This is a genomic window from Rhodothermus marinus (genome assembly GCF_009936275.1).
GTDB classification, from domain to species: Bacteria; Bacteroidota; Rhodothermia; order Rhodothermales; family Rhodothermaceae; genus Rhodothermus; species Rhodothermus marinus_A.
In genome coordinates this window covers 1,538,857-1,560,093 of sequence record NZ_AP019797.1, presented here as the reverse complement: position 1 = coordinate 1,560,093, position 21,237 = coordinate 1,538,857, and the positions used below count along the sequence as shown (strand labels likewise).

The 21,237-nt window shown below is 65.4% G+C and carries 19 protein-coding genes and 1 tRNA gene; 11 read left to right on the top strand and 9 right to left on the bottom strand.

The annotated features are described in order from the left end of the window. The first annotated feature begins 31 nt into the window (after nt 1-31). The 4 genes from GYH26_RS06790 to GYH26_RS06775 all read left to right on the top strand — a co-directional run bounded on the left by GYH26_RS06790 (nt 32) and on the right by GYH26_RS06775 (nt 3,973). Nucleotides 32-1,408, top strand: coding sequence for a peptidylprolyl isomerase (locus GYH26_RS06790; RefSeq protein ID WP_161541002.1), 1,377 nt, complete (start codon nt 32-34; stop codon nt 1,406-1,408). Between the two features lie 14 nt (nt 1,409-1,422). Next, the gene (locus GYH26_RS06785; protein ID WP_012843787.1) at nt 1,423-2,427 is read left to right on the top strand and encodes an AAA family ATPase; all 1,005 of its coding nucleotides are present in this window, start codon (nt 1,423-1,425) and stop codon (nt 2,425-2,427) included. Nucleotides 2,428-2,531: 104 nt separating this feature from the next. Continuing rightward, nucleotides 2,532-3,425, top strand: coding sequence for a ferredoxin--NADP reductase (locus tag GYH26_RS06780; protein ID WP_014066927.1), 894 nt, complete (start codon nt 2,532-2,534; stop codon nt 3,423-3,425). A 56-nt stretch (nt 3,426-3,481) separates the two neighbouring features. Continuing rightward, nucleotides 3,482-3,973, top strand: coding sequence for an FxsA family protein (locus GYH26_RS06775; protein ID WP_014066926.1), 492 nt, complete (start codon nt 3,482-3,484; stop codon nt 3,971-3,973). Here the strand turns inward: GYH26_RS06775 and GYH26_RS06770 are convergent. Beyond that, the gene (locus GYH26_RS06770; protein WP_161541001.1) at nt 3,949-4,575 is read right to left on the bottom strand and encodes a thioredoxin family protein; all 627 of its coding nucleotides are present in this window, start codon (nt 4,573-4,575) and stop codon (nt 3,949-3,951) included. The genes GYH26_RS06775 and GYH26_RS06770 overlap by 25 nt on opposite strands. 152 nt (nt 4,576-4,727) lie before the next feature. Here GYH26_RS06770 and GYH26_RS06765 point away from each other — a divergent pair, with 152 nt between their 5' ends. From GYH26_RS06765 to GYH26_RS06740, 6 genes are all read left to right on the top strand, one after another. Then, a complete protein-coding gene (locus GYH26_RS06765) occupies nt 4,728-6,167 on the top strand; it encodes a CHRD domain-containing protein (RefSeq protein WP_161541000.1) in 1,440 nt (479 codons plus the stop codon). A 174-nt stretch (nt 6,168-6,341) separates the two neighbouring features. Further along, entirely contained in the window at nt 6,342-6,998 is a 657-nt protein-coding gene (locus tag GYH26_RS06760) for a metal-dependent transcriptional regulator (protein WP_161540999.1), read from the top strand. Beyond that, on the top strand, nt 6,971-7,918 hold the full coding sequence (locus tag GYH26_RS06755) for a metal ABC transporter solute-binding protein, Zn/Mn family (protein ID WP_161540998.1): 948 nt from the start codon (nt 6,971-6,973) through the stop codon (nt 7,916-7,918). The genes GYH26_RS06760 and GYH26_RS06755 overlap by 28 nt, the downstream gene beginning before the upstream one ends. After that, a complete protein-coding gene (locus tag GYH26_RS06750; RefSeq protein ID WP_161540997.1) occupies nt 7,915-8,658 on the top strand; it encodes a metal ABC transporter ATP-binding protein in 744 nt (247 codons plus the stop codon). The genes GYH26_RS06755 and GYH26_RS06750 overlap by 4 nt, the downstream gene beginning before the upstream one ends. 2 nt (nt 8,659-8,660) lie before the next feature. After that, the gene (locus tag GYH26_RS06745) at nt 8,661-9,728 is read left to right on the top strand and encodes a metal ABC transporter permease (protein ID WP_161540996.1); all 1,068 of its coding nucleotides are present in this window, start codon (nt 8,661-8,663) and stop codon (nt 9,726-9,728) included. Further along, a complete protein-coding gene (locus tag GYH26_RS06740) occupies nt 9,725-10,855 on the top strand; it encodes a metal ABC transporter permease (protein ID WP_161540995.1) in 1,131 nt (376 codons plus the stop codon). Before GYH26_RS06745 ends, GYH26_RS06740 begins: the two co-directional genes overlap by 4 nt. A 259-nt stretch (nt 10,856-11,114) precedes the next feature. Here GYH26_RS06740 and GYH26_RS06735 read toward each other — a convergent pair. Then, nucleotides 11,115-11,187: transfer RNA gene (locus GYH26_RS06735), tRNA-Lys, on the bottom strand. 186 nt (nt 11,188-11,373) lie between these two features. Between GYH26_RS06735 and GYH26_RS06730 the strand changes: the two genes are divergently transcribed. Next, a complete protein-coding gene (locus GYH26_RS06730) occupies nt 11,374-12,252 on the top strand; it encodes a DMT family transporter (RefSeq protein WP_242006631.1) in 879 nt (292 codons plus the stop codon). A 55-nt stretch (nt 12,253-12,307) separates the two neighbouring features. Here GYH26_RS06730 and GYH26_RS06725 read toward each other — a convergent pair whose 3' ends face one another. From GYH26_RS06725 to GYH26_RS06695, 7 genes are all read right to left on the bottom strand, one after another. Next, entirely contained in the window at nt 12,308-14,254 is a 1,947-nt protein-coding gene (locus GYH26_RS06725; protein ID WP_161540994.1) for a DNA gyrase/topoisomerase IV subunit B, read from the bottom strand. A gap of 13 nt (nt 14,255-14,267) precedes the next feature. After that, on the bottom strand, nt 14,268-16,595 hold the full coding sequence (locus tag GYH26_RS06720; RefSeq protein ID WP_161540993.1) for a DNA gyrase/topoisomerase IV subunit A: 2,328 nt from the start codon (nt 16,593-16,595) through the stop codon (nt 14,268-14,270). A 119-nt stretch (nt 16,596-16,714) separates the two neighbouring features. Further along, a complete protein-coding gene (locus tag GYH26_RS06715) occupies nt 16,715-17,371 on the bottom strand; it encodes an AlbA family DNA-binding domain-containing protein (protein ID WP_161540992.1) in 657 nt (218 codons plus the stop codon). A 17-nt stretch (nt 17,372-17,388) separates the two neighbouring features. After that, on the bottom strand, nt 17,389-18,495 hold the full coding sequence (locus GYH26_RS06710; RefSeq protein ID WP_161540991.1) for an NAD(P)H-dependent glycerol-3-phosphate dehydrogenase: 1,107 nt from the start codon (nt 18,493-18,495) through the stop codon (nt 17,389-17,391). A 40-nt stretch (nt 18,496-18,535) separates the two neighbouring features. After that, on the bottom strand, nt 18,536-19,231 hold the full coding sequence (gene plsY / locus GYH26_RS06705) for a glycerol-3-phosphate 1-O-acyltransferase PlsY (protein WP_161540990.1): 696 nt from the start codon (nt 19,229-19,231) through the stop codon (nt 18,536-18,538). A 104-nt stretch (nt 19,232-19,335) separates the two neighbouring features. After that, the gene (purM, locus tag GYH26_RS06700) at nt 19,336-20,337 is read right to left on the bottom strand and encodes a phosphoribosylformylglycinamidine cyclo-ligase (RefSeq protein WP_161540989.1); all 1,002 of its coding nucleotides are present in this window, start codon (nt 20,335-20,337) and stop codon (nt 19,336-19,338) included. A gap of 87 nt (nt 20,338-20,424) precedes the next feature. Then, nucleotides 20,425-21,237 (bottom strand): phytoene/squalene synthase family protein, encoded by an 813-nt coding sequence (locus GYH26_RS06695; protein ID WP_161540988.1) that lies wholly within the window; start codon nt 21,235-21,237, stop codon nt 20,425-20,427.

Below are 21,237 nucleotides of genomic sequence, written 5' to 3'. Positions count from 1 at the left end.
CCACGCCTGTCCGCCGAAAGCCTCAGGACTCATGCGTTGGTTACTGACAATCCTTCTGCTGCTCGTGCCCGGTCTGCTGCGTGCCCAGTCGCCCGCCGACGACCGGGTGCTGGACGAAATCGTGGCCGTCGTGGGCAACGAGCTGATCCTTCGCTCTGAAGTGGACGCCTTCCTGGCCGGCTACCTGCAACAGCAGCGCATTCCCTACTCCGACGAACTCTGGCTCGAAGCGCTCAACCAGCTCATCGACCAGAAGGTGCTGGCCGAGCACGCCCGCCGCGACACAACGATTCAGATCTCGGACGATCGCGTCGAACAGGCCCTGCAGGAACGCCTCAACCAGCTCATGCAACAGGTGGGCGGCCAGACCCGCCTCGAAGAGATCTACGGCAAGACGCTCACCCAGCTCAAGGCCGAGCTGCGCGAGGACTTTCGGGAGCAGATGCTGGCCGAAACCTTCCGCAACCGCAAGCTCCAGCAGATCCGGATTACGCCTTCGGAAGTGCGGGCCTGGTTCGAACAGTTTCCCACCGACTCGCTTCCCACACTACCCGACCTGGTGCGGCTGAGCCACATCGTGCGCTATCCGCGCCCCTCGGAAAAGGCCCGCCAGGAAGCCTTCGAAATCGCCTCGGCCATCCGCGACTCGATCGTCAGCGGCCGCTCCACGTTCGAAGACATGGCCCGGCGTTTTTCAGAAGACCCCGGTTCGGCGGCGGCCGGCGGACACATCCCCGACACACGCCTGGCCGACCTTGTGCCGGAGTTTGCCGCCGTCGCGGCTCGCCTTCCCATCGGTGAAATTTCTCAGCCCTTCGAGACGCCCTTCGGCGTGCACATCCTCCGCGTGAATCGACGCCAGGGCGACCTGATCGACTTCAACCACATCCTGATCCGGATCGACGAAAGCCAGGCCGATCCGTCCGAGGCCATCGCCTATCTGGAGGCCGTGCGCGACTCTATCCTGCAGTACAACATTCCCTTCGGGCTCATGGCCCGCCGTCATTCTGAAGAAGAAGCCACGGCGGCCCAGGGCGGCCGTGTGGTGGATCCCCGTACGGGTGAACGCGACCTGGTGCTCAGCGCACTGGATCCCACCTGGCAACGCACCATCGACACACTGGAAGTCGGCGAAATCAGCCACCCGGCCGAGGCGGTCTTGCTCGACGGTCGCCGCGCCTACCACATCGTGCGGCTCGACCGCTTTGTGCCCAGCCACCGCGTCAGTCTCGAAACCGACTACGCCCGCATCGAACAGCTGGCGCTTCAGGAAAAGCGTCAGCGTGTGCTGCGTCAGTGGCTGAACGAGTTGCGTCAGTCGGTGGTCATTCGCCTGGCCGGTAAGGCCCGCGAGCTGGCCGAACGCTATCCGGACAAGATCGTTACTTCGTCGCTGGCCCAACGTTGACGTCCATACTGCCTATGCCTGCTCCGAGCGCGCTTCGCACCGGTGATCCCCTGGAAGCACTTCACGAGGCTTACGTGCGCCTTCGCCGGGAGATCGGCAAGGTCATCGTCGGTCAGGAGGCCATCATCGAGCAGCTTGTCGTGTGCCTGCTGGCACGCGGCCACGCGCTGCTGATCGGCGTGCCCGGCCTCGCCAAAACGCTGCTGGTGCGCACGCTGGCACAGGCGCTCGACCTGAAGTTCAGTCGCATTCAGTTCACGCCCGACCTGATGCCCAGCGACATCACGGGCACCGAAATCCTTGAAGAAGACCGCACCACGGGCCAGCGGGTGTTTCGCTTCGTCAAAGGCCCCATCTTCGCCCACATCGTGCTGGCCGACGAGATCAATCGCACCCCTCCCAAGACTCAGGCCGCCCTGCTCGAAGCCATGCAGGAGCAGCACGTGACGGCGGCCGGACAGACCTTCCCGCTCGAACCGCCGTTTTTCGTGCTGGCCACCCAGAACCCGATCGAACAGGAAGGCACCTATCCCCTGCCCGAAGCTCAGCTCGACCGCTTCATGCTCAACCTTTGGCTCGACTACCCTTCGTTCGAAGAAGAAGTGGCGGTGGTGCGCAATACGACCTCGGGTCCGCCGCCGACCGTCGAGCCCGTCGTCAGTCGCGAAGAGTTGCTGGCCTTTCAGGACCTGATCCGCCAGATTCCGGTGGCCGATCACGTGATCGAATACGCCGTGCGCCTGGTGGCCCGTACGCGTCCGGGACGCCCCGACACGCCCGAGTTCATCAACACCTACCTGAGCTACGGGGCCGGCCCCCGCGCCTCTCAGTACCTGATTCTGGGGGCCAAGGCGCTGGCCGCGCTCGACGGTCGCGCCACGCCGCTCATTTCCGACGTGCGCCGCCTGGCCGTGCCTGTCCTGCGTCACCGCATCGTCACCAGCTTCAACGCCGACGCCGACGGCATCTCGGCCGTGGAACTGATCGAACGCCTGCTCGAAACGCTCCCCGAAGCCTGAGCGGCCCTTGACATCAAGCCGATTGCGCCGTATTGTGGAGCGGAAAGTACGGTTTGGCACCGTGCTTTCGTAAGCGGTTTCCGTTCACCGACGCCGGAGTTGCCATGCCGACGGACAAATTCTGTCGTGTTCGCCTGGTCGAACGCATTGACTTCACCGACGACCTGGCGCTGTTTCGTTTTCAGCCCGAAGAGCCTGTAAGCTTCACGCCCGGTCAGTACGCCACGCTGGCGCTCGAGGTGGAAGGCAAACTGGTGCCGCGCGCCTATTCGATCGTCTCGGCCCCCCACGAGCCGCTGCTGGAATTTTTCATCGAGCTGGTGCCGCACGGGAAGCTGACGCCACGCATCTGGGAGCTGCGCGAGGGCGACGCCATGTGGATGCGCCGGAAGATCGTGGGACACTTCACGCTGGAGACGAAGCGCACGCGGCATCTGATGCTGGCCACCGTGACCGGCATTGCGCCCTATTTGAGCATGATCCGCGCCCAGCGCCACGCGATCGAACGGGGCGCGTCGCCGCCCCACCGGTTTCTGGTCATTCACGGGGCCAGCCGCTCGAAGGAGCTGGGCGTGTACCTGGACGAACTCCGCAAACTTTCCGAAGAGGTGGACTGGCTGACGTACATCCCCACCGTCAGCCGGCCGTGGGAAGACCCCGACTGGAAGGGCGAGACGGGCCGCGTGGACGACATCGTGCGCAAGTACCTGGACGCGGCCGAAGACTTCACGCCCGAAACGGCCGTGGCCTACGCCTGCGGCCATCCCCAGATGATCGAGAACGTGCGGGGTATTCTGCGTCGCGCCGGCTTTGACGACGCGTTCATCCGCGAAGAGCAGTACTTCGTGCAGAAAAGCGCGGAGAAAACACCCCGCAAGGCTGCCCAGCCCGCGGCCACGCCGAAGCCGGCGGCCGTCCCGGCCGATCGCCTGCCGCCGGGCGCCCGTCCGATCCCGACCGTCGGCAAACTTCCACCCCGACCGGGGACAACTTCCTGAAGTGGACCCTTTCGCGCCCGGACACGTACTGCGGGAAACCTCAACCACACGGGTCCATGGGCGCACGTCTGTTTCTGTTGTTTCTGATCGTGCCGGCCGTCGAGCTGGCGCTGCTGCTCCAGATCGGCCGCTGGATCGGGCTCTGGCCTACGATCGGCCTGATCTTCGCCACGGCGCTGGCCGGTAGCTTTCTGGCCCGCCGTGAAGGCACAGCCACCTGGCGGGCCTTCCGGCAACGCCTGGCCGAGGGAAAGTTGCCCGGACGCGAGCTGATCGACGGCGTACTGATTCTGCTTGCCGGCGCTCTGCTGATCACACCGGGCGTGCTGACCGACCTGCTGGGACTGATCGGTCTGCTACCGCCTACGCGTGCGCTGATTCGCCGCTACCTGATGCGCCGCCTGCAACAGGCCCTTCAGCAGCAGACCGCCCGGCTCTACGTCTCGTTCGGTGGCTTTACACCCCCGGATGCCGCCAAACCCGATCCGTCCGGCTGGTCCGGACAGGCACGCTCCCGTCCCCATTATCTGGAAGACGACAGGCGCTGAGCTTCCTGTATGGCTTCCAGCCGTTCGGCCAGTTCCGTATCGACCTGCTGCCAGCCGCCCGCTTCGTACCAGTCGATCAGCGCCTGCGAGAGCTGCCGCGCATCCGCACCTTCCGCCTTCAACTGGTCCCGGAGCGCCTGGGCCTCGGCCGGACGCGGCCCCCAGGTGAACAGCTCCGTTCCATCTTCGGCAAAGGCCACCAGTTTGGGAATGCTCCGGGCGCCGCGCGTCAGGTACCGATCCATGATGTCCGGATTTTCGTCGCGCCGGAGAATGCGCAGCGTAATCAGCGGGCTGCGCCGGGCGGCTTCGGCGATGACGGGTAAGCTGTAGGCCGAATCGCCGCACCAGTCTTCGGTGAGCACCATCCAGAGCTGCGGCTGATCGATGGCCTCCAGCGCCCGCGCCAGCCGCTCGGACATACGGTAAGCCTCGGCCACGCGCTGCGCCCGCTCGTAGTTGTAGCGACGGTAGTACAGGTAGCGCCGCGCCCTGGCGTCGAGTCCGGCCAGCGGTTGCCGGAGCGCTTCCTCCCACGCCGCCACGTACGCCTCGTAAGTCAGGCCATTGTGCGGACGCCGCTCGATCCAGAACCGGTGCATTTGGATCCGTCCAGAAGCTTGCGTTTCACGACAGGGCCTTACAAACGCCTGGCGTCCCGCTTCGTTCTTTTCGTTCTGCTCTCCGGTAGTCATCCAGAGCGGGTCAGGTACTTCATGAAACAAAAGCCCTTTTCACCCGACCCGCCAGAGCCATGCGCATACGCTACACCCTGGGAGCTTTGCTGCTCCTGCTTGCCATGCCCGTCCATGCCCAGACCTTCTTTTCGGCCGTGCTCACCCCGGAGCAGGAAACCGGCACGGTCACCAGCAACGGGTACGGAACGGCCGCGCTGGCCCTGACCGACGAAGGCCTGCAGTTCGTCATCACCGTCGATGGCCTGACAGGCCCCGTTCAGGCCGCCCACTTTCATCAGGGCGCGGCGGGCACCGACGGTCCGGTAGTACGCGCGATTACCTTCGAAGGCAACACGGCCACGGGCGTCTGGACGGCCACCGACGCCCAGCCGCTGACCGACGAACTGATCACGGCGTTGCTACTCGGCCAGCTCTACATCAACATCCACACGGCCCAGTATCCGGCCGGCGAAATCCGAGGCCAGGTACGGCTCAGCGGCGGCACCGCCCTGCAGGCCGAGCTCACGCCCGAGCAGGAGACCGACGCCGTCACCAGCAACGGACGCGGCACGGCCCACCTGACGCTCACCGACGCCGGACTGGTCTATCGAGTCTCCGTCGAAGGACTGACCGGCCCCGTCCAGGCCGCCCATTTTCATTACGGCGCGGCGGGCGTCAGCGGCCCCGTGGTGCACGGCATTACCTTCGAGGGAAACACGGCGGCCGGCGTCTGGACCGACCTGCCCGATTCGCTCATCGTCGCGCTGCTACTGGGAAAGCTTTACCTCAATATCCACACCGCTCAGTATCCGGCCGGCGAGATCCGTGGTCAGGTGCAGCTGGCCGCCGGAACCGGTGCCGTCGTGTCGCTCGACCCCATGCAGGAAACCGGCACGGTCAGCAGCAACGGACGCGGCACGGCGTTTCTGGCGCTGACCGAGGCCGGACTGGTCTACCACCTCACGGTTAGCGGACTGACAGGGTCCGTCCAGGCGGCCCACTTTCATCATGCGCCTGCCGGCCAGGACGGCCCCGTCGTCCGCACCATCGCGTTCGAAGGCAACACGGCCTCCGGCGTCTGGCGCCCGACCGACGACGAGCCGCTGACCGACGAACTGATCCGGGAGCTACTGGCCGGCAACATCTACATCAACGTACACACCGCCCAGTATCCGGCCGGGGAGATTCGGGGACAGGTCCGTCCGGGCCAGCTTGTGCTGACTGCACTGGAATCGCTCGAAGGCGAACCGCCCACCACCCTGATGCTCGCACCGAACTATCCGAATCCGTTCCGCGATCGCACCACCATCACGTTCGCGCTCCCGCAGGCCGCCCGGGCCACACTGGCCGTCTACAACCTGCTGGGCCAGCGCGTGGCGACACTGGTAGATGGCTTCCTGCCGGCCGGCCGCTATCAGGTGGTGTTCGATGCCGCCTCGCTGCCGGCCGGTCTCTACCAGTACCGGCTCGAAACGCCCTACGGAAACCAGAGCCGCACGCTCATGCATCTGCGCTGAGACATTTACCGGCAAACGTTTGTGGCGCTGCCTGCCTGAAGGGGAAACCTGGGCCGGCCTCCGGGTAGCGCTGCAGCAGACGCCTCCCTCGCGGGAGGCGTTCTTTTTTTGGCTTGCTTTTGTTTTTAGGATAAACTAAATTATGATGCAAACAGAACAAGTCTTCACCTAAAAATGCTGTCCGAAGCACAGGAAGACTATCTGAAGCAGATTTTTCTGCTGGGCGAAGGTGAGCCGGTCTCGACCACGGCGCTGGCCGAGCGGCTGGGCGTGCGTCCGGCCTCGGTGACGGGCATGTTGCAGAAGCTGGCGGCGCTGGGGCTGGTGGACTATCGACCCTACCAGGGCGCGCGCCTGACCGAGGCCGGCCGCAAGATCGCCATCGAGTTGCTCCGGCACCACCGGCTGATCGAAACCTTCCTGGCCGAGGCGCTGGGCTTCGACTGGCACGAGGTGCACGACGAAGCCGAACGGCTGGAGCATGTGATCAGTGAGCGTCTCGAAGCCCGCATGGCGGAATGGCTGGGCCACCCCGTGCGGGATCCGCACGGCGACCCGATTCCCACGCCGGAGCTGACGTTCCCGGCCATCGAGCCGGGGCGTCCTCTGCCCCTGCTGCCGGTGGGCTCAGTAGCCCAGGTCGTTCGCGTTCGGGCTCAGGACCCTGATACGCTGAACCTGCTGGCGCGCCTGTCGCTGCGTCCGGGCACGCGCGTGCACGTGCTCGAGCACTCCGCCTCGGGCGTCCGACTTGCCGTGGGCGGCGAACGCTTTCTCCTTCCTCGAGAACTTGCCGAAGCCATATGGGCCGTCGAAGAAGCTTCCTCCTGAGCGGCTGCGCCGCCATCGTTCTGTTGCTGCTGGTGGGTTGCCAGGCCACGACATCCCGGACGGACGGGCGGCTGCGCATCGTGGCCACCACCACGATCGTGGCCGACCTGGCCCGTCAGCTTGGCGGCGAGGCGGTGGCGGTGACGGCACTCATGGGACCGGGCATCGACCCGCACCTTTACCGCGCCAGCGAGGGCGACGTGGCCCGTATGCAGCAGGCCGACCTTGTGCTCTACAACGGCCTGCACCTGGAAGGCAAAATGACCGAAGTCTTCGAGCGCATGCAGGCGCTGGGCCGACCGACGCTGGCCGTGGCCGAATGCGTGCCCGACAGCCTGCGACTGCGCGCCTCCGGCTTCGGAGGCGTCTACGACCCGCACGTGTGGATGGACGTACGCCGCTGGCAATATGCGGCGCGTTGCGTGGCCGAAACGCTGGCCCGCATGGACACGGCACGGGCTGCATTCTACCGGGACCGGCTCGCCGCCTATCTGGCCGAACTGGACAGCACTGACGCCTACGTTCGCCGTCGCTCTGCCACGCTGCCGCCGGAGCGGCGCGTGCTGATCACCTCACACGATGCCTTCCGCTACTTTGGCAACGCCTACGGCTGGGAGGTACACGGCCTGCTGGGCGTCTCGACGGCTTCCGAGGCCGGCACGGCCGACGTTCAGCAACTGGCCGAATTCATCGTGGCCCGTCGCGTTCCGGCCATCTTCGTGGAAAGCTCCGTGCCGGAGCGCTACCTGCGAGCGTTGCAGGAAGCCGTGGGCGCCCGTGGCTTTTCGGTGCGGCTGGCCGGTCCGCTTTACTCCGATGCGCTGGGCGACCCGGGCTCGCCGGCCGGCACCTACACAGGCATGATCCGCACCAACATCGACACGATCGTCGAAGCCCTTCGTGAAGCGACCCTGCCATGAAGTGGGCGATTGAAATCGAAGACCTGACCGTTGCCTACCAGCAGCAGCCGGTGCTCTGGGACGTGGACGCGGTGATTCCGGCCGGCCAGATGACCGCGATCGTCGGCCCCAACGGCGCCGGCAAGAGCACGCTGCTCAAGGCCGTGCTGGGGATTGTGCGGCCGGCCGCCGGGCGCATCCGGGTGCTGGGCCGGCCGTTTCGTGCCCGGGAACGCCGGGTGGCCTATGTGCCTCAGCGGGCCGAACTGGACTGGGACTTTCCGGCGACCGTGTTCGACGTGGCGCTGATGGGCACCTACGGACGCGTGGGCTGGCTGCGGCGCCCCGGAGCAGCCGAACGTACCCTGGCTCGGGCGGCGCTCGAACGCGTCGGGATGACCGAGCTGGCGGACCGGCCGATCGGTCAGCTTTCCGGCGGCCAGCAACAGCGCGTGCTGCTGGCCCGCGCGCTGGCTCAGGAAGCGGAGCTTTACCTGCTCGACGAGCCGTTTCAGGGCGTGGACGCCCCTACCGAGGCCACGCTGCTCGACGTGCTACGATGGCTCAAGCAGCAGGGCAAGACCATTGTAGTGGTCCATCACGACCTGTCCACCGTGGCCGAATACTTCGACTGGGTGGTGCTGCTGAACGTCCAGTGCATTGCCTGTGGGCCGGTGGCCGAAGCTTTCACCCCCGAAAATCTGCGGCGCACTTACGGCGGCCGCATGGTGGTCCCGGCTCCGGCGGTGAACCCGACGTAGCCATGGACTTCACGCTGCGCATCGTGATGACCGGGGCGGCCCTGCTCGGGCTGATCTCCGGATCGCTGGGTACGCTGGCCGTGCTCCGGCGTCAGGGGCTGATCGGCGATGCCGTCGCCCACGCGGCGCTGCCGGGTATCGTGCTGGCTTTTCTGCTCAGCGGCTCGAAAGCTCCGGTGGTCCTGCAGCTCGGCGCGGCCGTCAGCGGCACGCTGGCGCTGCTGTGGGTGCAGGCCATCCTGCGCACGACGCGCGTCCGCTTCGACGCAGCGCTGGGCATGGCGCTGGCCGTCTTTTTCGGGCTCGGCGTGGTGCTGCTTTCGGCCGCTCAGCATACGGCCGGCGCGGCACAGGCAGGGCTGGATCGCTTCCTCTTTGGCCAGGCGGCCACGCTGCTTCGGGAGGATCTGATCGTCATGGCCGCGGCCGGCATACTGGCTTTTGCACTGGTGCTGGCCTTCTGGAAGGAAATCCAGCTCGTACTGTTCGATGAGGCCTACGCGGCGACGCTGGGACTTCCGGTGCGCCGGCTACAGACGCTGCTGATCGTGTTGCTCGTGGTGGCCATCGTTATCGGACTCCAGACGGTGGGCGTCGTGCTGATGAGTGCTGTGATCGTGGCCCCGGCGGCGGCCGCCCGTCAGTGGAGCAGCCGGTACGGCCGTGTGTTGCTGCTGGCCGGGCTTTTTGGTCTGCTGAGCGGTGCGCTGGGCGCCTGGATCAGCAGCCTTGCCCCCCGGCTTCCCACCGGTCCCCTTATCGTACTGCTGCTGACCGCGCTGGCCCTGCTGTCGGTGCTGGTTGCCCCGGCACGTGGCCTGCTCTGGCAATACGTTCGACGGCGACGGGCCCGGGAAACCGCCCGCCAGGCCGTAATGGCCGTCCTTCAGGAGCTGGCGCATCGCCATCCGGACGCGGCGCATCCGCACCCCACGGCCACCATTCAGGCGGCGCTGGGCGCCGACGTTCCCGTCGAGGCCATCCTGCGCGATCTGGAGCGGCGCGGGAAGGTCCGGCACACGCCGGATCAGGGCTGGCAACTTACCGAACGTTCATCTCACACGCCATGAGTCCGGCTCTCGAGATCCTGCTGGTAGCCATGCTGACGGCGGCCGCGTGTGCGCTGCCCGGCGCCTTTCTTGTGCTGCGCCGCATGAGCCTCGTCAGCGACGCCATCAGCCATGCGGTGCTGCCCGGGATCGTGGTCGGGTTCTTTCTCACCGAAAACCTGCAGCATCCGCTGCTGCTCGTGCTGGCCGGGGCTTCGGGGCTGCTCACGGTCTATCTGATCGAGCTGCTGGAGAAGACCGGCCGGCTGCGCGAGGATACGGCCATCGGGCTGGTCTTCCCCGCGCTGTTCAGCGTGGGCGTGCTGCTGATTGCCCGCTTTGCAGGCCAGGTGCATCTGGACACCGACGCCGTGCTTCTGGGCGAGCTGGCCTTCGTGCCGTTCGATCGGCTGATCTGGCGCGGAATCGACCTCGGTCCGCGTGCGCTCTGGACCATGGCCGGCCTCCTACTGATCAACGCGCTGCTGATCCGACTGCTTTACAAAGAGCTGGTACTGGCAACGTTCGATGCGGCCTCGGCGGCCGTGCTGGGCTTCCGACCCGTGCTGTTGCATTACCTGCTGATGGGCCTCGTGGCCGTCACGGTGGTGGCCGCCTTCCATGCGGTAGGCGCCATTCTCGTCATTGCACTGATGATCGGTCCGCCGGCTGCTGCCCTCCTGCTGGCCCGTCGGATGCCGACCTACCTGCTGGGGAGCCTGCTTTTCGGCGTGCTGAGTGCCGTACCGGGCTACGGCATGGCCCGGCTGCTGGACGTGTCGATCGCCGGATCGATGGCCACCATGGTGGGCGTGCTGTTCTGCCTGGTCTGGCTGCTGGCTCCGGAGACCGGACTGCTGGCCCGCTGGCGCCGCCATCGTCGGCAGCAGCGCGATTTTGCGCTGGACCTGCTTTTGATCCATCTGCTGCACCACGAGCACCGGCCGGAGGCCACGGCCGAACGCCATCGCGCCACGCTGCCCCTTCATCTGAACTGGACCGACGAAAAGTTTGCCCGCATTCTGGAAGAAGGCCAGCGACGCGGCTGGCTGCGCCTTGAAGGCCGCATGATCCACCTGACCGAAGCCGGTCGTCGCCACGCACGGAAACGGCTGGAAGCACTGGCGCCTGCACCACATACGACCTGATCGTTTGATGTGAAGCCAGACGTATACCTTCAATCTTTTAGTCCTGGCGAAACGGCTCGATGGCTCCCCGTACCGCACGTTGTGCGACAGGATTGCTCTGCATGGAAGTGCCCCGCCCGCATCCGCACCTGGCCTGCTACACGTTCGACCTAGCGGCGGTGACCCTCATTGGCCCGGAAAACACCGCCCGACAGAGCCTATCGTTTGTCACGATACAAAAAAGGGTTGCCGGCCTATTTTACCAGCAACCCTTTCTCTGTAGGTCCGGGGGGACTCGAACCCCCAACCCGCGGATTAAGAGTCCGCTGCTCTACCAGTTGAGCTACGGACCTGTCAATCTCTGAACGCGACGCTAAAACACTGCCACCCGTGGCTTCGTTCCCGTCGGACTCCCGACTTCTGCCGGACTTTTACGCAATCTCCACGACGGACGCCTTTTTCTGGAATTCAAGCCACAAAACGGCCGGCTGCGCGTTTCTGCGGCGTTCCTCTGGACACCAGACCGTTGACGCAGGGAAGTGACGACGCCGGCGACGCTCGGACTCTCGCGCGGGTTACGCTACATGATCGGCTCGGCCTTCATGTTCAGCCTGATGGGGCTGTTCGTGAAAGTGGCCGGCCGCCATCTGCCCAGCCAGGAAATCGTTCTCATCCGCAGCGTCGTCACGCTTTTCTACAGCTACCTGCTGCTCCGCTGGCAACGGGTCTCGTGGCGGGGACAGCGCACGGGCCTGCTGATCCTGCGCGGTGTAGTGGGCTTCGTGTCGCTGAGCTGCCTCTACTTTGCGCTGACGCGGCTGCCGCTGGCCGACACGCTGGTGCTGCAGCACACGAGCCCGGTCTTCACCACGCTGCTGGCCGCCCTCTGGCTGAAAGAACCCATCGGCCGCCGCGAAATCGCCGGCATTCTGCTCAGCTTGCTCGGCGTGGTGCTGGTGGCCCGGCCGGGCTTTCTGTTCGGCACCCACACGGCCGGGTTGGATCCGCTGGGCGTGGCCGCCGCCATGGGCGCGGCTATCTTCAGCGCCGGCGCGTACACGATCGTGCGCGAACTTCGCCGCACCGAGCACCCGCTGACCATCGTGTTCTATTTCCCGCTGGTCTCGACGATCGGCTCGCTTCCGATGGCGCTGCCCACGGCCGTCTGGCCCTCGCCGCTCGACTGGCTTGTTGTGGTGGCGGGCGTGGGGCTCAGCGCCCAGATCGCGCAGGTGTGGATGACCCGCGGCCTGGCCGAAGAACAGGCCGGCCGGGCGGTCGCCATGAACTACCTGCAGGTCGTCTTCGGCGCGCTCTGGGGCCTGCTGTTTTTCCGCGAGATCCCCACGCCGCTGAGCCTGCTGGGCATGGGATTGATCTTTGCCGGTACCTGGCTGGTCGCCCGCGTCCGCGCCTGACTACGCGCAAAGTTGCAGTCCCGAGTACGACAGCCGTTCGGAAAAAACGGTTCGATTACACGTCGAGCGCCTCGGCGTCGACCTGAGCGGCATTTTCCATGATGAACCGAAAGCGGGCCGAGACGTCGCGTCCCATCAACTCGGTGATGGTCTGCTCGGTCAACAGGCGGGCGTCTTCCGGAATCTCGACGCGCAGCAGGCGGCGCTTCCGGGGATCCAGCGTGGTTTCGCGCAGCGTGTCGGGCATCATCTCGCCCAGCCCCTTGAAGCGCTGGATTTCCACCTGCACGTTCTTCCGCTTTTTGCGCAGCTCCTGCAGGATGCGGTCGCGGTCGGCGTCGTCCAGGGCCCAGTAGGTCTCTTTGCCGGCGTCAATTCGGTACAGCGGCGGCTGGGCCACGTACACGTGCCCGTTTTCGATGAGCGGCCGCATGTAGCGGTAGAAGAACGTCAGGAGCAACGTCGTGATATGGTGGCCGTCCGAGTCGGCGTCCATGAGCAGGATAATTTTATGATAGCGCAGGCGGGAGAGATCGATTTTATCCCCGATGCCACATCCCAGTGCCTGCACGATGTTGGACAGTTCCTTGTTTTCCTCGACTTTGCGCAGCGAAGCCTGCTCGGCGTTCAGCACCTTGCCGCGCAGCGGCAATACCGCCTGGAAGCGCCGGTCGCGGGCCTGCTTGGCGCTGCCACCGGCCGAGTCGCCCTCGACGATGAACAGTTCGCACTCTTCGGGATTTGTCGAAGTGCAGTCGGCCAGTTTGCCGGGAAGGTTCAGCCGGTGACTGACCGAACTCTGACGGCGCACCGAGCGGGCGGCCGCCCGGCTGGCCAGTCGCGCTTTGGCGGCCTGAATGATCCGGGCCACAATGGCCTCGGCCATTGTCGGATGGGCGTTCAGGAATTGCTCCAGGTCCAGCCGCACCGCCCCGATCACCAGCGATCGGGCCTCCGGGTTGTTCAGTTTTTCCTTGGTCTGGCCCTGGAACTGGGGTTCCACCATGAACAGGTTGACGACAGCCACCAGCCCTTCGCGGATGTCGTCGGCCGTCACCTCCAGATTGCGGGGTAGCAGGTCGTGCGTCTCCATGTAGGCCCGCACGGCACTCCGCACGGCCTCTTTGAAGCCCTGCTCGTGCGTGCCACCCTCGGTGGTAGGAATCCCGTTGACGAACGACTTGATCAGCTCGCGCGGGGCCTCGGTCCATTGCAGGGCCACCTCCAGGCGAGCTCCGTCGCGCAACTCCTCCTGGATCAGCACGAACGGTTCGGGATGCACCACGCGCGCGCCCTGCTCCTCGACCAGCCGCGCCAGATACTCGACGATCCCTCCTTCGTGCTGGAATTCGTACCATTCCCCGCTCGTCTCGTCCTTGAAAACGATCTTCAGGTTGCGGTTCAGGTACGTCTTGATCTCCAGATGCTCCCGGATCCAGGCCGGATCGAACTCGGTAGTTTCGAAAATCTCCGGGTCGGGACGGAAATAGATGCTGGTGCCGGTGCCGCGCGTGTTTTCAGCAACGACCTTCAGCTTCGATTTCGGCTTGCCACGCACGAAGCGCTGCTGGTAGGTCTTCCCGTCGCGCTTCACCGTGGCGACGAGCTCCTCCGAGAGCGCGTTCACCACCGAAGCGCCCACGCCGTGGAGTCCGCCCGAGGTGATGTAATTCTTTCGATCGAACTTGCCGCCGGCATGCAGCGTGGTGAGGATCAGCTCCAGCGTGGGGATCTTCTTGACCGGGTGCGGATCGACGGGAATGCCCCGGCCGTTGTCCGTCACCGTGACGCTCCGGCCGTCGGCATGCAGCGTCACCTCGATCAGCGAGGCAAAGCCGTTGACGGCCTCGTCCACCGCGTTGTCGACGATCTCCCAGAGCAGATGGTGCAGGCCGGGTTTACCGGTGCCGCCGATGTACATGCCCGGCCGCTTCCGCACCGGCTCCAGCCCTTCCAGTACCTGAATGTCCTTTCCCGTATAGGTTGTCGAGAGCTCCGCCATAGGTTCTGTCTGCTTATCCCTGTCCGTTCAAACGAATTTCCACCGGCGCCGGGATGACCCGGACGAGCTGGCCGCGCCGGATGATCTGCCGGCCCCGGTTACCCCGGCGCGACACCTCGAACTTCGTGGTGCGGACGATCTCGCGCCGGCCGCGGCTGGTCTCCACCTCCAGCCCCTCGCGGGCGGCCGAAGCCAGCGTGAAGCCCAGCACCTCGTCGCCCTTGCCCAGACGCATGGCGATCACGCCTTTGGCCGCCGACTTGACCGGCGGGATCTGGTGCACAGGGAAGATGAGCACGTAGCCCTCGCGTGAAGCCAGACAGACGTTCTCGTCGCCGGCCGCTACCTCGACGCCCAGCACCTCGTCGCCTTTCTCCAGGCGCATGAAAAGGCGGCCATTTTTCGTGGACGGCTCCCGGAAGCCATCGATGGGGATGCGGAGCGTCTGGCCTTTACGGGTGACGGCCACCACATGGAGCCGGGGCGGTTCCTTCTCTCCGTTTTCGAACAGTGCCGGTTCGACTTCGGGCTCCGGAACCGGCCGAGGAAGTGCCCGCTCGTCGAAGACCACCACGCCAACAACGCGCTCTCGGTCCGAAAAGTCGAACAGCTTCTGCACCGGATCGCCATACCCCGTCGTGCTGGGGAGCGAATCGATGCGCGTGGTGTAGCAGCGGCCGTAGTTTGTAAAGAAACCGACGGTGGCGCGGGTCGAACCGGGAAGCACCCAGCCCACCGTATCGCCCTCACGGACGCGGATGCTCTGCACGTCCGTGTAGGAGCGCTGGCGTTTGACCCAGCCGTCCCGTGTAACGATGACGTACACGTCCTCGTCCACGATGTAGGCTTCCTGGTTGTATTCGAAGCCCTCGTCGGGTCCGGCGATGACGGTGCGCCGCGCGTCGGCAAATTGCTTTTTGATGGCCTTCAATTCCTCGCGGATGAGACCCCAGCGGGCGGCCTCGTCGGCCAGCAGCGCCCGCAGTTCGGCCGCCTGCTTTTCTTTTTCCTCCAGCTCCTGACGGATCGCTTCGATCTCCAGCCGCGAGAGCTTGTAGAGTTTCGTTTCCAGGATGGCGTCGGCCTGCTCGTCGTCGAGCTGGAAGCGGTGCATCAGGCGCTGGGCGGCGTCGGCCTTGTCGCGCGCGGCGCGGATGATCCGTATGGCTTCGTCCAGCGCCCCGAAGATTTTCTCGAATCCACGCAGGATGTGGATGCGGCGCTCAAGTTGCTCCAGATCGTAGCGCAGTCGCCGCACCACCACTTCCATGCGGAATTCGAGAAAGGCCCGGAGCATGGTCATCAGATCGACCTTGCGCGGCGCGGCGACCTCCGGGTTGGCCGTCGGTACCAGACACGTCAGGTTCACGTGAAAGCGCGTCTGAAGCGGCGTGTGTCGGAACAGGTAGGCCATGGCCGCCTCCGGATCGGCGCCTCGGCGCAGCTCGAGCACGATGCGCACCTCGTCGGTCGATTCGTCTCGCACGTCCGAAAGCTGGGGCACCTTGCCGGCCGCGATATGCTCGGCGATCTTCTCGACCAGGTCGGCCTTGGCAATGCCGTACGGGATCGACGTAATGACGATGCGCGTCTTGCCCTCCAGTTTGTATTCACCGCGCAGTTCGATGGGCCCCTCGCCTGTGCGGTAGATTTCCAGCAACTCCTCGCGCGTGTTGAGCACCCGGCCGCCGGTCGGGAAGTCAGGCCCCTGGATGAACCGCTCCAGGATGGTCTCCAGCGGCGCGTTGGGCACGTCGATTAGATAGATGAGCGCGTCGATCACCTCGCCCAGGTTGTGGGGCGGGATGTTGGTCGCCATGCCCACCGCGATGCCGCTGGCACCGTTGACGAGCAGGTTCGGGAAGCGGGCCGGAAGGACCACCGGCTCGAAGAGCGTACCGTCGAAGTTGGGCCGCATGGGGACGGTCTGGCGCCGCAGCTCCTCCAGGAGCTGCATGGCCAGCGGACGCAGCCGCGCCTCGGTGTAGCGCATGGCGGCCGCCGCGTCGCCGTCGATCGACCCGAAGTTGCCGTGCCCGTCCACCAGCGGATAGCGCAGCGAAAAGTCCTGCGCCATCCGCACCATGGCTTCGTAGATGGCCGCGTCGCCGTGCGGGTGGTACTTACCCATCACCTCGCCGACGATCGTGGCGCTTTTGCGATAGCGGGCATCCGGGTAGAGACGCAGGTGCTGAAACATCGCATACAGAATGCGCCGCTGGACGGGTTTGAGACCGTCCCGGATGTCGGGCAACGCGCGGCTTGTAATAACGGACAACGCGAAGTTCAGATAACGCTCCCGCGTCGTCTCGTGCAGGGGAATGACTTCTACAACCGGCATTTTTGTATCGCAATAACAGACTTTTCGGATGAACGCACAGAACAAGATACGAATTCCGAACGGATTCCGTATCCGCCCCGAGTTTACCCGCGCTTCGGTGACAGCAGTCTGTCACCCCTTCAGGCGGCCGAGGACGAAACGTTGTAGGCCAGCGTAAAGTAGTCGTGCGGCTCGTCGGGGTGCAGGCGCAGCACGTTGGCCTCCGTGAGGAGCACCAGCGTGCGCGACGCCTGCCGACGCGACAGATTGGCCAGCTGGGCGAACTGCTGCACGGTGATGCGGCCGTAATGCTCCAGATACCTCATCAGCAACAGCTCCTTCTCGCCAAAGGTGAAGACGACATTGCGCGGATGTTTTTCGGCCCGCATGAGCGCCAGCACTTCCGGACTGGCCTCGATGCTCCGATCTTCCACCCGGATATAAGCCTGCCGGTGTCGGCCGTTGCGCAGAAAGTGCGGCTTACGCGCGCTCTCCTCGATCGTCACCACGATCACCTCCCGCCGGTGCTCCACCTGAACGCGCTCCAGCGTGAAGGCAATGGGCGGCGTGGCGCAACGGTGCAGGGCCTGTCGCAGGGCGAAGACCTCTTCGTCGGGGTCGCGCACGCCCACGATGGCGCCGCTGTCGTCCACACCCAGCAGCAGGCGTCCCCCGCGCGTGTTGGCAAAGGCGATGACCTCCTTGGCGATCCGCTCGGGACGGGGAACGCGGCGCTTGAATTCCAGCGTGAGCCCCTCGCCCAGGGCCACCAGCTGGTTCAGTTCCTGAAGCGTCATGGTGGGACGGCGTCGGGCTATCGAGAAGGAGTCGGTTCTGAAGCAGCCAGCCCGTCAGGCCGGGTCGTTTCCGGCGTGTGGGGCAACCAGTCTTCGTACTTGGCCTCGCGCGTCATCAGTTCCCGGACGGCCTCGCGGGGCTTTTTGCCCTCGAACAGGATCTGATAGACGGCCTCGGTGATCGGCATTTCGACGCCCAGTTCCCGAGCCAGTCGATAGACGGCCGCAGTCGTCGGCACCCCTTCGGCCACCATCTGCATTTCCCGTTGCACCTCTTCGAGCGTGCGGCCGCGGCCGATCTGCTCGCCCACGTAACGGTTGCGGCTGTGGCGGCTCATGCAGGTAACCACCAGATCGCCGATACCGGCCAGTCCGGCAAACGTGGCCGGATCGGCCCCCAGCCGAACGCCCAGCCGCTGAATTTCGGCCAGACCGCGTGTGATCAGGGCCGCCTTCGCGTTGTCGCCGAAGCCCACGCCGTCGCTCATGCCGGCCGCCAGCGCCAGCACGTTCTTGACCGAGCCGGCAATCTCGACGCCGATCAGGTCGGGGTTGACGTACACCCGAAAGGTCGGGGCCATAAACAGCGCCTGAATCTGCTCGGCCACCGCACAGGAAGGGGCCGAGGCCACCACGGTGGTGGGCATGCCGGCGGCCACCTCTTCGGCATGGCTGGGACCGTAGAGCACGCCGATTCGTTCCCGGGGCACTTCAGGCAGCACTTCGGCCAGCACCTGGGTGGTGGTTTTCAGCGTGGCGATTTCCAGCCCTTTAGCCACCGAGACGATGATCAGGTCCGGATGCGCCCAGGGTCGCAGTTGCTCGGCCAGCGCGCGTATAGCCTGGGCCGGCGTGGCCACCACCCAGATGTCCCGGTCGGCGGCTGCTTCCTGCAGATCGGCCGTCACGTGTACGGAATGCGGCAGCTCGATCTCGGGCAGATAGGTCGGATTGTGCCGCGTGCGGCGGATGTGCTCGGCCACTTCGGCCCGCCGGGCCCAGAGCGTGACCGCGTGTCCATTCGACGCCAGCAGCAGGGCCAGAGCCGTTCCCCAGCTTCCCGCACCAAAAACCGTCACCCTGCGCCCGGCCGGCCGTCGGGCCTGGCTGGCGTGTGCCTTCATGGCTCTGTGAAGGTCGTCTTCGAGAACGAAATCGTCCGTGCTATGCCTTCGGCTTCAGCTCGCCGCGTCCCAGCATGCCGCGGGCCGGCCGGAACGTGCGCACGCGGTTTTCCGTGCCGCTGAGCAGCCGCCGGATGTTCGAGCGGTGTGCCCAGATCACAATGGCGGCCAGCACGATGCCGAATATCAGCAGGCTGGTGTCCAGCGACTCGATGCCGAACACATACTTACGAATCGCCACGGTCGAAGGAAACGCAATGGCCGCCACGATGGAAGCCAGCGACACGTAGCGCGACACCAGCAGCACGACCACAAAGACGGCCGCCGTGATCAGGGTCGTGACCGGCGTCAGCGCCAGCAGCACGCCGGCCGACGTGTTGACGCCCTTGCCACCACGAAAACCGGCCCAGATGGGAAACATGTGCCCCAGCACGGCGGCAATGCCTGCCATCAGCCGCACCACCGTTTCGATATGCCAGTGTGCCAAGCCCGACGGCAGGTCGTCAATCCGGATCGTCGCAATCACGCCGGCCGCCAGCAATCCTTTGCCCAGATCGACAATGGTCGCCAGAATGCCCGCTTTCCAGCCCAGCACGCGGAAGACGTTCGTGGCGCCGGCGTTGCCGCTGCCGTACTGACGCACGTCGATGCCGTACATCAACTGTCCCACCCACACACTACCCGGGATGGAGCCCACCAGATAGCTCAGAATCAGAATGACAATCAGCGACAACATGGCTGCCTTTTTCGCAACGAAATACAGTTATTGTGTAAACGGAATTTCCGGGATCGGAAGTTTCCATGCAAGCGGTTTTTCCCAACAAAAAGGACGCCAGGCTGTCAGGCGGGCACGATCCGTCCAATTTCGATCGGGCGCTCGCCCAGCGCTTCCAGCGTGCGCATCGCCTCGGCCTTGCGATCGCCCGGTACGATGGCAATCAGGCCGATGCCCAGGTTGAACGTGCGCCGCATGTCGTCTTCGGGCACCTCGCCCAGCTCCTGAATGAGTCGGAAAATAGCCGGCCGCTCCCAGGCGTCGTAATCCACCTCGAAGCGCAGGCCTTCGGGTACCACGCGCGCCGTGTTGCCGGGAATGCCGCCGCCGGTCACATGCACCAGCGCGTGCACGCAGTCGGCCTCGATCAGGGCCCGGATCGGCTTCAGGTAGGAGCGGTGCACGGCCAGCAGCGCCTCGCCCACCGACATGCCCTCCAGCGCAGGCGGTCGGTCGTGTACCGAAAAGTGGCTAAGGAGCACCTTGCGGGCCAGCGAATAGCCGTTCGTATGGAGGCCGGTCGAGGGCAGTCCGATCAACACGTCGCCCGCCTGCACGCGACTTCCGTCAAGGATGGCATCGCGGTCCACCACCCCCACGATCATCCCGGCCAGGTCGTACTCGTCCGCCGCATAGAAGTCGGGCATTTCGGCCGTCTCGCCGCCGATCAGCGCACAGCCGTTCTCCCGGCAGGCCGTGGCAAACCCGCGGATGATCTGCTCGGCCACGTCCGGCTTCAACCGCCCGGTGGCCAGATAGTCGAGAAAGAACAGGGGCCGGGCGCCGCAGACTGCAATGTCGTTCACGCAGTGGTTGACCAGATCCTGTCCTACCGTGTCGTGCCGGTTCATCAGGAAGGCGACTTTCAGTTTCGTACCCACGCCGTCCACCGACGAAACCAGCACAGGCCGCCGGTAGGCCGAAAAATCCGGCTCGAAAAAGGCGCCAAAGGCGCCGATGTCGGTCAAAACGCCAGGGATGAACGTCTCGCGCACGATCGGCTTGATGCGCCGCACCAGCTCGTCGCCGGCGTCGATGTCCACGCCGGCATCCCGGTAGGTCGTCATGGGTCAGGGTCTCCGAAAGTTTTTCTGTCCAACGCCCATTGCAATCCAATATAAACGGTTATCGTATGAAAAACTGTTCAAAGCTATCTACGCCCGAAAGGCCACACGGGAGAAGCGGGCCTGGTAGGCCACCTGCAGGCGCTGCCAGCGGGAAAGGCGAATGGGACCACGCCAGAGGTCGTAATCGCGGCGTTCGATCGTGCGTAGCACTTCGAGCGCCAGCAGCCACTCGCGCCGGAGCGCCCGGGCATAACGCCGCGGCAGTTCGTGCACCAGTGTGCGTCCCCGCGCCAGCGCCTCCTGGGCCCGCACCACCTGCTTCCAGATCAACCGTCGCACGGCCGGATGGCCGGCTCCTCGCTGCAGCAGTTCCACCGACACCCCGGCCCGCTCCAGATCTTCCAGCGGGATAAACAGCCGATCGGCCGCCAGATCGCGCGGCAGCCGGGTCAGCCGATCCGTCAGAAAGAAGCCGGCCGCCAGCGCGTTGACCTGAGGGTCGTTGAAACGCGTGCCCACGCCGGCCAGTCGGGCCAGCAGCCGCCCGTGCGCCCCGGCAAAATCCTGCAGAAACGCCTCCAGGGCGGCCGCATCCGGAAAACGCACCGGCGCCACCCAGGCCCATGCCGCCCGCACCTGCTCGGCCAGTAGCTCTACGGGCAGTTCGTGTTGCATCGCGGCCTCCCGGGCTGCCCGCCATACCTCCTCGGGCACCACCCGGATCGGCTCGTCTTGCTGAAGCCGCACGGCCTCCGCTTCCAGAAAGGCCGTCACCGCCTCCGGCTCCGTGGCCGGCACGTTCGGACGCCGGAGCGCCAGGTGCCAGTGCCAGAGCGCCCGGGCAGCCGGACGCAACGCTTCGGGCCAGGGCTTTTCGTAAAAGGGGCGGATCAGCGCCAT